Source organism: Frigoribacterium sp. CG_9.8 (assembly GCF_015751965.1).
Lineage (GTDB): Bacteria > Actinomycetota > Actinomycetes > Actinomycetales > Microbacteriaceae > Lacisediminihabitans.
Genome location: NZ_JADOVH010000004.1, coordinates 148,465 through 160,670, shown reverse-complemented (window position 1 = coordinate 160,670; position 12,206 = coordinate 148,465). Strand labels below are relative to the sequence as shown.

The 12,206-nt window shown below is 64.7% G+C and carries 12 protein-coding genes; 5 read left to right on the top strand and 7 right to left on the bottom strand.

Features of this window, described 5'->3' with window-relative positions:
* Nucleotides 1-9 precede the first annotated feature (9 nt).
* The 5 genes from IWX88_RS10025 to IWX88_RS10005 form a co-directional block, all read right to left on the bottom strand.
* Entirely contained in the window at nucleotides 10-1,461 is a 1,452-nt protein-coding gene (locus tag IWX88_RS10025) for an FAD-binding oxidoreductase (RefSeq protein ID WP_196829895.1), read from the bottom strand.
* Nucleotides 1,462-1,666: 205 nt separating this feature from the next.
* Nucleotides 1,667-2,326 (bottom strand): glycerol-3-phosphate responsive antiterminator, encoded by a 660-nt coding sequence (locus IWX88_RS10020; protein WP_196829893.1) that lies wholly within the window; start codon nucleotides 2,324-2,326, stop codon nucleotides 1,667-1,669.
* 64 nt (nucleotides 2,327-2,390) lie between these two features.
* On the bottom strand, nucleotides 2,391-4,142 hold the full coding sequence (locus IWX88_RS10015; protein ID WP_196829891.1) for an AarF/ABC1/UbiB kinase family protein: 1,752 nt from the start codon (nucleotides 4,140-4,142) through the stop codon (nucleotides 2,391-2,393).
* A 3-nt stretch (nucleotides 4,143-4,145) separates the two neighbouring features.
* Entirely contained in the window at nucleotides 4,146-4,709 is a 564-nt protein-coding gene (locus tag IWX88_RS10010) for a PadR family transcriptional regulator (protein WP_196829889.1), read from the bottom strand.
* 102 nt (nucleotides 4,710-4,811) lie between these two features.
* A complete protein-coding gene (locus IWX88_RS10005) occupies nucleotides 4,812-5,249 on the bottom strand; it encodes a nitroreductase/quinone reductase family protein (RefSeq protein WP_196829886.1) in 438 nt (145 codons plus the stop codon).
* Nucleotides 5,250-5,332: 83 nt separating this feature from the next.
* On the opposite strand from IWX88_RS10005, the gene IWX88_RS10000 reads away from it, so the two are divergent.
* Genes IWX88_RS10000 through IWX88_RS09990 form a run of 3 tightly spaced genes read left to right on the top strand, consistent with a single transcriptional unit; the run spans nucleotide 5,333 to nucleotide 8,162 of the window.
* Nucleotides 5,333-5,614 (top strand): metal-sensitive transcriptional regulator, encoded by a 282-nt coding sequence (locus IWX88_RS10000; RefSeq protein WP_196829884.1) that lies wholly within the window; start codon nucleotides 5,333-5,335, stop codon nucleotides 5,612-5,614.
* Between the two features lie 26 nt (nucleotides 5,615-5,640).
* A complete protein-coding gene (locus IWX88_RS09995) occupies nucleotides 5,641-5,880 on the top strand; it encodes a heavy-metal-associated domain-containing protein (protein WP_231369138.1) in 240 nt (79 codons plus the stop codon).
* Between the two features lie 17 nt (nucleotides 5,881-5,897).
* On the top strand, nucleotides 5,898-8,162 hold the full coding sequence (locus tag IWX88_RS09990) for a cation-translocating P-type ATPase (protein ID WP_196830141.1): 2,265 nt from the start codon (nucleotides 5,898-5,900) through the stop codon (nucleotides 8,160-8,162).
* Between the two features lie 16 nt (nucleotides 8,163-8,178).
* Here the strand turns inward: IWX88_RS09990 and IWX88_RS09985 are convergent, their stop codons facing one another.
* Nucleotides 8,179-8,631, bottom strand: coding sequence for a pyridoxamine 5'-phosphate oxidase family protein (locus IWX88_RS09985; RefSeq protein ID WP_196829881.1), 453 nt, complete (start codon nucleotides 8,629-8,631; stop codon nucleotides 8,179-8,181).
* Nucleotides 8,632-8,735: 104 nt separating this feature from the next.
* On the opposite strand from IWX88_RS09985, the gene IWX88_RS09980 reads away from it, so the two are divergent.
* A complete protein-coding gene (locus IWX88_RS09980; protein WP_196829879.1) occupies nucleotides 8,736-9,542 on the top strand; it encodes a thymidylate synthase in 807 nt (268 codons plus the stop codon).
* Between the two features lie 171 nt (nucleotides 9,543-9,713).
* Here IWX88_RS09980 and IWX88_RS09975 read toward each other — a convergent pair whose 3' ends face one another.
* The gene (locus IWX88_RS09975; RefSeq protein WP_196829877.1) at nucleotides 9,714-10,877 is read right to left on the bottom strand and encodes an MFS transporter; all 1,164 of its coding nucleotides are present in this window, start codon (nucleotides 10,875-10,877) and stop codon (nucleotides 9,714-9,716) included.
* Nucleotides 10,878-10,937: 60 nt separating this feature from the next.
* Here IWX88_RS09975 and IWX88_RS09970 point away from each other — a divergent pair, with 60 nt between their 5' ends.
* The gene (locus IWX88_RS09970) at nucleotides 10,938-12,185 is read left to right on the top strand and encodes an aminotransferase class I/II-fold pyridoxal phosphate-dependent enzyme (protein WP_196829874.1); all 1,248 of its coding nucleotides are present in this window, start codon (nucleotides 10,938-10,940) and stop codon (nucleotides 12,183-12,185) included.
* The last annotated feature ends 21 nt before the right edge of the window (nucleotides 12,186-12,206 follow it).

The window sequence follows — 12,206 nt, the reverse complement described above, 5'->3', positions numbered from 1 at the left end:
GCGTGCCTGCTACTTCGTGAGCGGAAAAATGGTTCCGCGGTTCATGATGCCGTTCGGATCGAACGCAGCCTTGAGAGTTTCGAGCATGTAGAGCGAGGAACCGTATTCCTCTGCCAGGAAGTGCGTGCGGTGCTTGCCGACACCGTGGTGATGGCACATCGATCCGCCCAGCTTGAGGGTCTCCTCCACGATGATATTTTGGATGGGATCGTGGTACGTCGTGCGCTCTAGCGTCGGATCCACGTCTATTTTGTAGTAGTAGACGAAGTACATGTTGGTGCCATTGAGGTAGCTGTGGCTGGAATGCCCGCCCAGCAGCGTGAAATCGGCAGAGACCTCCGCACGGATGCGCGCGATGGCGTTGTCGTAGATGTCGCCGATGACACTCCAATTGCCCGAGATCTCGGTGGTGAAGCCGTTGATCAGGGTTTCGCGAATTTCGATCCGCTCCTCTTCCAGCTTGGAGACATCCCAGTTGAGGTTGTTGAACCAGTCTTCGATGAGGGCACCGTCGACCCGTTCGGCGGATCCGAAAGACGCGACGATCTCTTCGATCGCCGCACCGGTCGCATCGGCGATGCGCACTGGACCTTCGGCCACGAAGATCAGGACGCACTGGCCATTGGAAAACTTCTTGAAGTGGTACAGCCCATCCTCTGAGTCGTAGAGGCGAGCGACCGAGGGGCGATAGCCCTGGGTGATGACCTCCCGGAGAATCGCCAGGCCGGTCTTCATGTCGTTGAGGAGGTATCCGTAGAACCTGTTGTTCTCGGGGAAGTATCGAAAGATCTTGACCGTGACTTCGGTGATGAAATTGAGGGTGCCCTCGTTGCCGAGAACCAGATGGCGGATGTCGGGCCCGGCGGCACGACGCGGCACGTTCTTGATGCGGCAGATTTGACCGTTCGGAAACACGGTCTCGACCCCAACGAGCATGTCCTCGATGCCACCGTAAAGCGTGGAGAACTGCCCGATCGAACGGGTTGCGACCAGTCCGCCGAATTGTGCGAGCGGCTTGGATTGGGGCGAGTGCCCCGTGGTGTAACCGATTTTTCGCAGTTCGGTTTCGAGGTCTTCCAGACACACTCCGCACTGCACCGTCGCGAGCATGTTCTCGGTGTCGATACTGAGAATCTCGTTCATTGTCGAACCATCGACGACGACCGAGTTCTCAATGACAGTTTCCAGGCCACCCTCGGTCGCGCTACCACCGGTCTTCGGCACGATGTTGATCCCGTTCTCGTTGGCGAGGGCGAGCACTGCTGCCACTTCCTGCGGGGTGCTCGGCTTCACAACCGCTGCGGGCACTGGGAGCGAGTAAATACCGAAGACGTTCTCGACCTTGTAGTAGCGGTCGACACTGTTTTCTTTCAGCGTCTGCTCATCGGTGATGACGCGCTCGCTGCCGAGAAGTTGCGTGTAGGCACTCACGATCTGTTCGCGGGTGAGCTTGGCCGTCATGGGTGTCAAGGGTCTGGTTCCGTTCGTCGGTGGGTTTCGCAAACAAAAAAAGAGAACAGCGATCCCCCGACTGGGGGGCCGCTGTTCTCTAATTTTTTAGCAACCGGTCCGGGAGATCCCGAACACGTGTGAAGTTATAGCGGTGAACCTAGCACGCGAGCGCGCGGCTACGCAACCGGTCGTGCCGGCGGTCGAGCACCGTTTCCTACATCCGCCACACGTCGCGGTTTGAGGAGGCGACGGCCATGGCGCCGGCGCCAAGGGCACTCATCACGTCTTGTTTGTCGCAGACCAAGCCACCGGCGATCAGGGGGAGGTCCGTGTCATCCAGCACCCAGGAAATCACCCGTGGCATGCAGCCCGGCAAAATTTCAATTGCATCCGCAGTGGACAGTTTGACCTGCTTTGGCACATTGCGGTAGCTGAACGAGTCGACGAGAAAGAGCCGATGGATGGCCAGGAAGCCCGCGGCCTTCGCTGTTTTCACCATGATCGATTTGGAACTCAGCACGCCGTCAGCTCGCGTGTATTTCCGGAGGAAATCGACCACGACGGGCTTATTCGAGAAACCGTCGACGAGATCCACATCCACGAAGACTGTTCGTCCGGCGTCCTTGAGCGTCGCCACAATGTCGGGAATGGTGATGACCGAACCGAACAGCACGAACACCACTGGGCAACTCACGCCCAACACCTCCCGCAGGTCATGCTCATCCTTGATGCTGGCGATCACCGGATGCAGCGAAAGCACGTCCGTGATTGAGAGGGCAGCGGTAGTGGGTGCAGCGGTGGTGGGGCTAGCGGGGGCAGCGAGAGAAACGGAAGCGGTGGCCGTGCCGAGTTTTTCGTTTGATGAGCCGATCATGGTTTCCCTTTCCGGATGTACGGACGATAGGTCCTACTTTAAGCGTCGGTGACTCAGCGGCTTCTCAGCGGCTTCTCGACGCGACGATCACGTGCAGCAGCGGAACCGCTGACGACGCCATCAGTACCCAGCCGAGCACTCCGTCCGTCGGGCGCAGCAGTACGCCAGCAATAAGCAGTGTCGCGAAGACGAGCGCCGATGCGAGGCGGCCAACGGAGCGGTCGATCGACCGCAGGCGACGATCCACCTCCGGGGCCTGCACGGCCACCTGGCCGCGGTCGAGGCGAGTCGCCAGTTCATCGAGGCGGCGGGGGAGCCTGGCCAGAGTGTTTGCGTAGCTCACCGCCTGCTGGCCGAGTCCCCGCAGGGCATTGCCGCTGTTGGCGCTCAGCACGGTGCGCGCGAACGGATCTGCAGCATCCCACATATTGAAGTCTTTGCTCAGGGCACTCGTCACGCCCGAGATGAGTGAGATGCTGCGCACGAGCAGGAGGAAATTCTCGGGGAGCTGGAATGGCAGCGCGCGAATCGTCTCGCCGAACCCTCTGGCGAATTTCTCCAGCTCCCGCGGATCGACGGTTTGCAGCTCGGCGACACCCATTCCGCCGAAACGGTCGAAGAGGGCCGTCATGGCACGTTCGAGCTCATTGGTGTCGGCCGTTTCGAGAAGCACGCCGAGCCGCTCGAGCGACGTGACTAGCGCGCGGCCGTCGCGCCCGACTGCCGCGAGGATGAAGTCACGCAGCCCGCCGCGCAGCGAGTCGGAGATCTCGCCCATCATGCCGAAGTCGACGTAGGTCAGGTGCCAATCGGCCTCGCTGGCGGCGGCATCGGTTGGCTCATCCGGGTTGCCACCGCTCGAGCGGGAGTGGCCCGTTCCGGGAGTGATAAAGATATTGCCGGGGTGCGGATCGGCGTGGAAGAAACCGGTGATGAAAATCTGCTGGAAGGTGGAGCGGGCGAGTTCCTTCGCGACTTCTGCCGGGTCGATCCCGGCCGCGGTGAGGCCCGCGACATCCGAGATCTTGATCGCGGTCACATCCGAAAGTGTGAGCACTCGAAGGGCGCTGCGATCCCACACGACCACCGGCGCGCCGATGCGAGGGTCATCGGCGAAGTTCACGGCGAAGCGCTCTGCGCTGGCCGCCTCGTGCAGATAATCGATCTCCTCGAGACTGGTCGCGGCAAACTCCTCGACGAGCGCGGGAGCATCCGCGCGAGTCGAGACGATCTTCACCTTCGAGAGCCAGCGGGCAACCCGGCGCAGGGCCGCGAGGTCAACGTCGACGATCGATTCGATCCCCGGTCTTTGCACCTTCACGACGACGTTTTCGAATCCGACGTCGGCGGCGATTCCTGGGGTCAGGCGCGCACGGTGGGCTTGGCCGAGGGATGCTGCGGCGATGGGTATCGGCTCGAACGACGCATACGCCATCTCCAGCGGCATCCCCAGTTCGGCTTCGGCCTGCCGGCGCACACTCTCGAACAACTCGGGCTCGACCTCATCCTGAAGCCCCTCGAGCTCGCGGGTGATCTCGGGCGGAAGGATATCGAGGCGCGATGAGAGAAATTGGCCGACCTTGATCATGAGGCCGCCGAGGTCGGCAGCGAGCAGGTAGAACCGGCGGGCGATGCGCTGCACGCGCTTGGGCCGGCTGCGAGCCGCGAGTCGGCGAAGGCCTAATCTCGGCAAGACGAGCTCGAACCACCACGTCTGTGCGAGCGCGGTGGCGGAAAACCGCATGATCCGGCGGTAGCGCGCCCGGTGGGCGGGGTCGATCTGGGGTGCAGTGCCGGTATCGCGACCGGGCGGCATGCCCTAGTCCTCGGCGAGGATCGCGTAAATCTTGCGGCGAGCCTCGTCGATGGCGGCGACGGCGCGCTCCGTCTGGTCAGGGGTACCGCTCTGTGCGACCTGCGCGGCGGCCTGGGCGAGCTTTCCGCCTGACCTCGGCAAAGCGGCGTTGCGCTCGGAGTTCCAGGAGCGGCGCGGTTCCCACGGCGTCGGACCGTTCGAGAACTCTGCGGCCGCTTCAACGCCAGCCTCGGTCAACGAATAGACCTTCCGTTCGCCGACCTGCTCCGAGCTGACCAGGCCCTCGTCGGAGAGAAGTTGGAGCGTGGGGTAGACGGATCCGGGACTCGGCTTCCACGCACCCTTCGTGCGCGCCTCAATCGATTGGATGATCTGATAGCCGTGCATCGGTTCCTCGGCGAGGGCGACCAGGATGGCGGCGCGAACATCGCCACGACCCATCCGCCCCATTTGTCCCGATCTCATCTGCCCGGATCTCATGGATCCGGAACCACGGGAATTGAAGGTTTCGCGGAGGCCATCAACGGCCTCCCACAGGTCGAATCCGGTGGAAGATGGGGTGCGCATGGGTGTCCTTTCTGGAACAGGTGTGGCCAGTCGCTCACCCTTCAACGATACGTCACGACACATTGTTGGCAGCTGTTAACGGCCAGGCCGGTGGTGATCGCTTCAGGCTTCTGGGCCCGGTTGCAGCAGCACGAGAGGAATCTCGCGGTCGGTCTTCTTCTGGTACCCGGCATAGTTCGAGTACTTCGCGGTGATGATCGGCCAGAGGCGCGCGCGTTGCTCCGCGCTCGCGATTCGGGCCACGAGCGCGACGCTCGGTCGCCCCTCGATCACGACCTCCACATTTGGATCGTCGCGCAGGTTGAGGAACCAGGCTGGATGGCTGTCGTCTCCGCCGCGTGAGGCGACCACGACATAGGCAGCCCCATCTTTCACGGGACTGGTGAGCATGGTCGCCCGCCGCTCACCGCTGCGTCGCCCGATGGTGGTGAGCTCGATGACCGGCATGCCGGCGATGTTCCATCCGGCCTTGCCACGAGTGAGCCTCTGCACGAGGCGGTGCGTCGATTCCATCAGTTTCATAGCGCGAGTGCTTGGCATGGATGGAGCCTACTGCGCTTGACTTCCGCGCGGGTCCGTCCTAGATTAGATACCCCATAGGGGTATATCGGAAGGACCGCCAGATGGTCGGCTACAGCCAGAACAAAGACGATCTCGTCAAGCGACTGCGACGGGCGGAAGGACAGGTGCGCGGCATCCAGCGCATGGTCGAGACCGACACCTACTGCATCGATATTCTCACCCAGGTGTCGGCCGCGACGAAGGCGCTGGAGAACGTGGCCCTCGCGCTGATCGAAGACCACCTTGCGCATTGCGTCGCCGAAGCCGCCCGCGAAGGCGGACCGGTAGCCGACGAGAAGATCAAGGAAGCCTCCGCCGCCATCGCGCGACTCGTGCGCTCCTAACGGACAACAAATCTAAGGACATCACCATGACTGACACCGCCATGATCGAGCAGCACTACCTCGTCGAGGGAATGACCTGCAGCCACTGCATCGCCAGCGTTACCGAGGAGGTCTCCGACATCGCCGGGGTCGAGAGCGTGAGTGTCGACCTGCGGGTGGGTGGAGCTTCAGATGTCATGGTGCTGACATCTACGCCGGTGCCATCCGAAGACATCCGCGCTGCCATCACGGAAGCGGGTTATCCGCTCGTGACGGCGCAGTCATGACCCGCGCCGACACCGCAATGGACGCGGATCGGTACGCACCGCGCGACGCGCCATTTCATGCCGACGTGAACCTCGACATTGCGGGTATGACCTGCGCCTCTTGCGCCACCCGCATCGAACGAAAGCTCAACCGCATCGAGGGCGTCTCGGCCACGGTCAACTACGCCACAGAGAAGGCCCGCGTACAGTCCACCGGCGTGGACACGGCCACCCTCATCGCCGCCGTCGAGGCGGCGGGATACCGGGCGGCCCTGCCGGTGCCGATCGCGATCGAAGCGGATGCCGCGCCGTCGGCCGACACGGAGGCCGCGCAACTGCGCCGCCGCCTTGTCGTCTCGGCAAGCCTTGCGCTGCCGGTCGTCGTGCTCTCGATGATCCCCGCGCTGCAGTTCACCAACTGGCAGTGGCTCGCCCTTACCCTCGCCGCGCCAGTCGTGGTCTGGGGTGCACTGCCGTTCCATCGGGTTGCCCTGATCAATGCCAGACACGGCTCGGCCTCGATGGACTCCCTGGTCAGCGTCGGAGTGATCGCCGCGTTCCTCTGGTCGCTCTACGCTCTCTTCTTCGGTACGGCGGGCGCTCCGGGCATGCACATGACCTTCTCGCTGCTGAGCAATCAGTCCGGCGCGAGTGAGATCTATCTCGAGGTTGCGGCAGCGGTGACGGTGTTGATCCTCGCCGGTCGCTATATCGAGGCGCGGGCAAAACGCGAGTCGGGGGCCGCGCTGCAGGCGCTGCTCCGCCTCGGCGCGAAGGACGCCACGCTGCTTCGCGAGGGAGTGGAAACCCGGGTACCGGTCGCATCGCTGGCCCCCGGCGACAGTTTCGTCGTTCGCCCCGGCGAGAAGATCGCCACCGACGGGCTCGTCACCGACGGGGCATCCGCCGTCGATCGCAGCATGATCACCGGCGAATCAGTGCCGGTAGACGTCACGGTGGGCGACCGGGTGGTCGGCGCCACGGTCAACGTCGGCGGACGCCTCGTCGTCGAGGTGACCCGGGTGGGCGCCGACACCGAGCTGGCCCGAATCGGTCGCATGGTGGAAGAGGCGCAGAGTGGAAAAGCCAAGGCGCAGCGACTGGCCGACCGCGTCTCGGCGATCTTCGTACCGGTCGTCTTCGTGCTCTCGGTCGCCGCATTCGTGGGCTGGTTGATTGCCGGCGGTTCAATCGAGGCGGCCTTCACCGCCGCGGTGGCGACCCTCATCATCGCCTGCCCCTGCGCGCTCGGCCTCGCGACTCCCACCGCACTGCTCGTCGGCACCGGCCGCGGCTCGCAACTCGGCATCATCATCCGCGGCCCACAGGTGCTTGAGCAGACCCGCACCGTCGACACCATCGTGCTCGACAAGACCGGCACGATCACCACCGGGAAGATGGCTGTGGTCTCGGTGGAGCCGATCGGCGCAGTGTCGCGGGGCGAGCTTCTGAGTGCCGCAGCCTCGGTCGAGAGCGGCTCTGAGCATCCGGTCGCGCGGGCCATCATCGCGCTCGCCGCAGTGGAGGGTGCGCCCACTGGCGAATCCACATCGTTCAGCGCGGAGGCCGGGCAGGGTGTGCAGGCCGTCGTCGATGGCCGACTGACCCTCGCCGGGCGGGCCTCCTGGCTCGCGGAATCCTGGTCGATCGCCCTCTCGCCCACAGCATCCGCCGCCGTCACATCCGGTGAGGATGCCGCAGCCACCGTGATCGCGGTCGCCTGGGATGGCGAATTGCGCGGCATCATCACCGTGCGGGATGCCGTGAAGCCGACGAGCGCAGAGGCCATCGCACGCTTTCGCACGCTCGGTCTTCGTCCGGTGCTGCTCACCGGTGACAATGCGGGATCCGCCAGAAGTGTCGCCGCGGAGGTGGGCATCGAGGAGGTGCACGCCGGGGTAACCCCGCAGGGCAAACTCGACCTGATCCATGCGCTGCAGACCGACGGGCGCGTCGTCGCGATGGTCGGCGACGGGGTCAACGACTCTGCCGCCCTCGCGGCAGCAGACCTCGGAATCGCCATGGGCGGCGGCACGGACGCGGCGATCGCGGCGAGCGACCTCACCGTCGTCAGCGGTGACCTGCTCGTCGTGGCGGATGCGGTGCGGCTCGCCCGCCGCACACTCGGCACCATCAAGGGCAACCTGTTCTGGGCCTTCGCCTACAACGTCGCGGCGATCCCGATCGCGATGCTCGGTCTGCTCAATCCGCTGGTGGCCGGAGCGGCGATGGCGTTCTCCTCGGTGTTCGTCGTGACCAACAGCCTTCGCCTGCGCCGATTCGCACCGCTCGGGTCGCGCTGATCAGCACCTGCGCTCGTCAGGACTGGCGGGAGCTCCTGAACTCTCGCCCGGTGATCGACGATGCGGTGACGCGCACGTAGTTCCACTTCTCGGTGGGCGCCTGCGAGTGAAGAAACAGAACTCCGGATGCCTCGATCTCCTGATCCAACCCGAGGCGAACCGCGGTTCCCTTCACCACCACGCTCCAGCGGCGACGATGGTGCGTGCCATCAGTTTCGAGCGCGACGATCGGATGCTTCGTGAGGTCCATGAGCTTTGATCCGGGAGCAGTACGGAAGAAGATCACCCGATCCGCCACCACGTAGTTGATCGGGAAGATGTCGACCCCGCGGTCGTCCCGGTCGTCCCTGTCGTCGCCCGCTCCGCCGATGGACACAGCGAGCCGGCCGAGATCGGCGCCGGCCAGCAGGTGCCAGCTCTCCTCCTCGCTGAGAACGGCGACAGCGGGTTCGGTGGGGGATTCGGGCATGGCAGGCTCCTCAGGCTGGGTGACGGTATCCAGTGCATCAGTGCCGGACGGTGGAGGCCGGGTCGAAGGTCCCCAATGTCGGCGTTTGGCTTTACGCTCGACAGGTGACCACGTCGATCCGCACCCCCTACGAAGACCTCCTGCGCGACACACTGGCGAACGGTGCGCAGAAGTCCGATCGCACCGGCACGGGCACCCGCAGCGTGTTCGGTCGGCAGCTTCGATTCGACCTCGCGGAGGGCTTTCCCCTCATCACCACCAAGCGCGTGCACTTTCGGTCGATCGCCTACGAACTGCTGTGGTTTCTGCGCGGCGACGGAAACACCCGCTGGCTGCAAGACAACCGGGTCACAATTTGGGACGAGTGGGCGGATGCCGCTGGCGATCTCGGTCCCGTCTACGGTGTGCAATGGCGCTCCTGGCCCACCCGCGATGGTTGCACGATCGACCAGATTGCCGAGGTCATCGAGGCCGTGAAGACGAACCCGGATTCGCGCCGCCTGATCGTGTCCGCGTGGAATGTTGCCGACATCCCGAGCATGGCCCTTGCGCCCTGTCACCTGCTATTTCAGTTCTATGTGGCCGACGGCAAGCTCAGCTGCCAGCTCTATCAGCGCAGCGCAGACCTTTTTCTCGGGGTGCCGTTCAACATCGCCAGCTACGCGCTGCTCACCCATCTGATCGCGGCGCAAGCGGGTCTCGGTGTCGGCGAGTTCATCTGGACCGGGGGCGATTGCCACATCTACGACAATCACATCGACCAGGTGACGGAGCAGCTGACGCGGCATCCGTTCCCCGCCCCGACCCTGCGCCTGGCCGAGCGCGACAGCATCGACGACTACGTGTTCGAGGACTTCGAGGTGCTGGACTACCAGCACCATCCGGCGATCACAGCGCCCGTCGCAGTCTGAATTTCGTGGCGCAGTCTGAGGCCCGCGCGCTGAGGGGATGTGGCGGTCGATACGCCGACTCGCGGCGGCATTCTTGCGTCATGGAGGGAGGCGTGAATCCATCCGCGAGGTCATAACCCCCGCCAGGACACATCGACAAGAGAGATCATGATCTCCCGAAGCGGCCCTTATTCAGGCGGTCCGGCGCCCGAGAGCGCCACTGAGTACGAGGATGCCCAGCGCGAGCGCCGGCATGAGGATGAGAGCCACCCTGAGCGAGGTGAGATCCGCGACCACTCCGACCAGCGGTGGTGAGAGGAAGAGGCCGACCCGAATCGTCGTGGTCACCCAGGTGAGTCCCGTTCCCGGGGCGAGGCCGGGAAGGGCCTCCGCGGTCCGGATCGCTCCCGGGATCAGAGTGCCAACCCCGGCGCCAACCATTCCAAAGGCAACGATCGTGGTCACCGGGGTGGGGAAGACGAGCGCGAGTGACATCCCCACCAGCGCGAGGGATGCCCCGACTTGCGCCACCGCACGATCGCCGAAACGCGTGACGAGACCGTCGCCCGCGAACCGCCCGACGGTCTGGGCAGCCTGGAGGGCGATGAACCCGAAGCCGGCGACCACGGCACCGGTACCGAGTGGGTCACGGAGGTAGACCGCGCTCCAGGTGGACGTGACATCCTCCAGCAGGTTCGCCGCGGTGGCGATCAGTCCGAGAGTGAACAGCACACGTGCCATCCGCACGCGGCCGTGGGAGGAGCGGGGACTCTCGGTGACCGCCGGCTCGGCGAGGTCCGAGCCGGGAAGCATCCACCGGCCCACCAGCAATGCGAGCGGCACGAAAATCACTGCCGCCCCGGCGAGGTGCCAGACCAGTGGGATACCCGCGCCGGCCGCAACCGCCCCCATCACGCCGCCGATCACTGCTCCGACACTCCACAGGGCGTGCATCGAGTTGAGGATGGAGGTGCCGTACTCTCGCTCCACCCGCAACCCGTGGGCGTTGTTCGCAATGTCCGCCACCGAATCGAGAGCGCCCGCGATTACGAGTCCGGTCGCGAACAGCCACCACACCGGTGCCGCTCCAATCAGTACGAGATTGAGCGAGAGCAGCAGCACCGCGAGTGGCCCGATGCGCCCCGACGTCCAGCGGCGGATTACCGCGCCCCCGAGGGTGCCGGCGATCAGGGCGCCAAGCGGGTAGGCGGCGACCGCGATCCCGAACTGGCCATTGGACAGCTCGAGGGCCGCTTTGATGTCGGGAAACCGCGGCACGATGTTCGCGAACGCGGCACCGTTCATCAAAAAGAGCGCCGAGACGGCAATTCGCGCTTTCCGCCGGGGTTCGAGCATCGTCCCATGATGCAGTACGACCGCACCCGATTCGGATGTCTCGTCCAGTAGTTTTGAGAGGTGAGTGAAACCAGCACAGCCCTCGAATCGCAGTACGCCGAACTTCGCGCAAAAAACCTCGCGCTCGACCTCACGCGGGGCAAGCCTTCGCCCGCACAACTCGACTTGTCGAACGCACTGCTCGGCTTGCCGGGCGGGGCTGACTACCGCGACGCATCCGGAACCGACCTTCGCAACTACGGCGGACCCGACGGACTCGTCGAGTTGCGCCAGATCTTTTCCGAGTTGCTTGGCATCCCGGTCGCCCAGCTGCTCGCCTCAGGTAATGCGAGCCTCTCGGTCATGCATGACACTTTCGTCAGCGCGCTCCTGTTTGGCGTACCCGGCGGCGACGGTCCCTGGCGGGATGTGCAGGGGCTGTCGTTCATCTGCCCGGTTCCCGGTTACGACCGTCACTTCGCGATCTGTGAGGCACTCGGCATCCGCATGATCCCGGTGCCATTTCTCGACGGCACGCTCGACCTCGAGACCATCCGTGGCCTGGTGGCTGCCGACGCGAGCATCCGGGGCATGTGGGCGGTGCCGATGTATGCCAATCCCACCGGCACCAGTGTCAGCGTCGAGGAAGTCGAAGCGCTGGTGAGCATGCCAGCAGCCGCCCCCGACTTCCGCCTGTTCTGGGACAACGCCTATGCAGTGCACCACATCACCGACGATGAGCCGGCAGTGATCGACGTGCTCGCGGCGGCCGAGGCAGCAGGCAACCCCGACCGTCCATTCGTCTTCACCTCAACCTCGAAGATCACCTTCCCGGGCGCTGGAGTGTCGTTCTTCGGGTCATCCGCGGGCAATATCGCGTGGAAAAAGCACCACACCGCGGTTCAGACGATCGGCCCCGACAAGATCAACCAACTGCGCCATGTGCGGATGCTCGGGGACGCCGCCGGCGTACGCCGCCTGATGCGCGCCCACCGCGCAATCGTCGAACCGCGCTTTGCCGCAGTGCTCGAGATCCTCCAGCGTCGGCTCGCCGGAGTCGCCACCTGGACGACCCCGACCGGCGGATACTTTGTGAGCCTCGATGCTCCCCACGGCACGGCAACTGCCGCGGTGGCGCTCGCGGGGCAGATCGGCGTGGCCGTAACTCCCGCCGGCTCGAGCTTCCCCTACGGCGACGACCCGAACGACACGAATATCCGCATCGCGCCGACCTTCCCGTCGCAGTCCGACCTCGAGGCCGCGATCGATGCGCTCTGCACCTGCGTGCTGCTTGCTGCGGAGCGGATGTCGGCGAAGCCGACCGAGTAGAGCCCCCGCCCCCGCCCCCGT

Excerpts from the sequence above, each read along its gene's own strand:
- IWX88_RS10005 (WP_196829886.1), bottom strand. The coding sequence starts at position 5,249 with ATGCCAAGCACTCGCGCTATGAAACTGATGGAATCGACGCACCGCCTC.
- IWX88_RS10020 (WP_196829893.1), bottom strand. The coding sequence starts at position 2,326 with ATGATCGGCTCATCAAACGAAAAACTCGGCACGGCCACCGCTTCCGTT.
- IWX88_RS10025 (WP_196829895.1), bottom strand. The coding sequence starts at position 1,461 with ATGACGGCCAAGCTCACCCGCGAACAGATCGTGAGTGCCTACACGCAA.
- IWX88_RS10015 (WP_196829891.1), bottom strand. The coding sequence starts at position 4,142 with ATGCCGCCCGGTCGCGATACCGGCACTGCACCCCAGATCGACCCCGCC.
- IWX88_RS09985 (WP_196829881.1), bottom strand. The coding sequence starts at position 8,631 with ATGCCCGAATCCCCCACCGAACCCGCTGTCGCCGTTCTCAGCGAGGAG.
- IWX88_RS10010 (WP_196829889.1), bottom strand. The coding sequence starts at position 4,709 with ATGCGCACCCCATCTTCCACCGGATTCGACCTGTGGGAGGCCGTTGAT.
- IWX88_RS09990 (WP_196830141.1), top strand. The coding sequence starts at position 5,898 with ATGGACGCGGATCGGTACGCACCGCGCGACGCGCCATTTCATGCCGAC.
- IWX88_RS09975 (WP_196829877.1), bottom strand. The coding sequence starts at position 10,877 with ATGCTCGAACCCCGGCGGAAAGCGCGAATTGCCGTCTCGGCGCTCTTT.
- IWX88_RS09995 (WP_231369138.1), top strand. The coding sequence starts at position 5,641 with ATGACTGACACCGCCATGATCGAGCAGCACTACCTCGTCGAGGGAATG.
- IWX88_RS10000 (WP_196829884.1), top strand. The coding sequence starts at position 5,333 with ATGGTCGGCTACAGCCAGAACAAAGACGATCTCGTCAAGCGACTGCGA.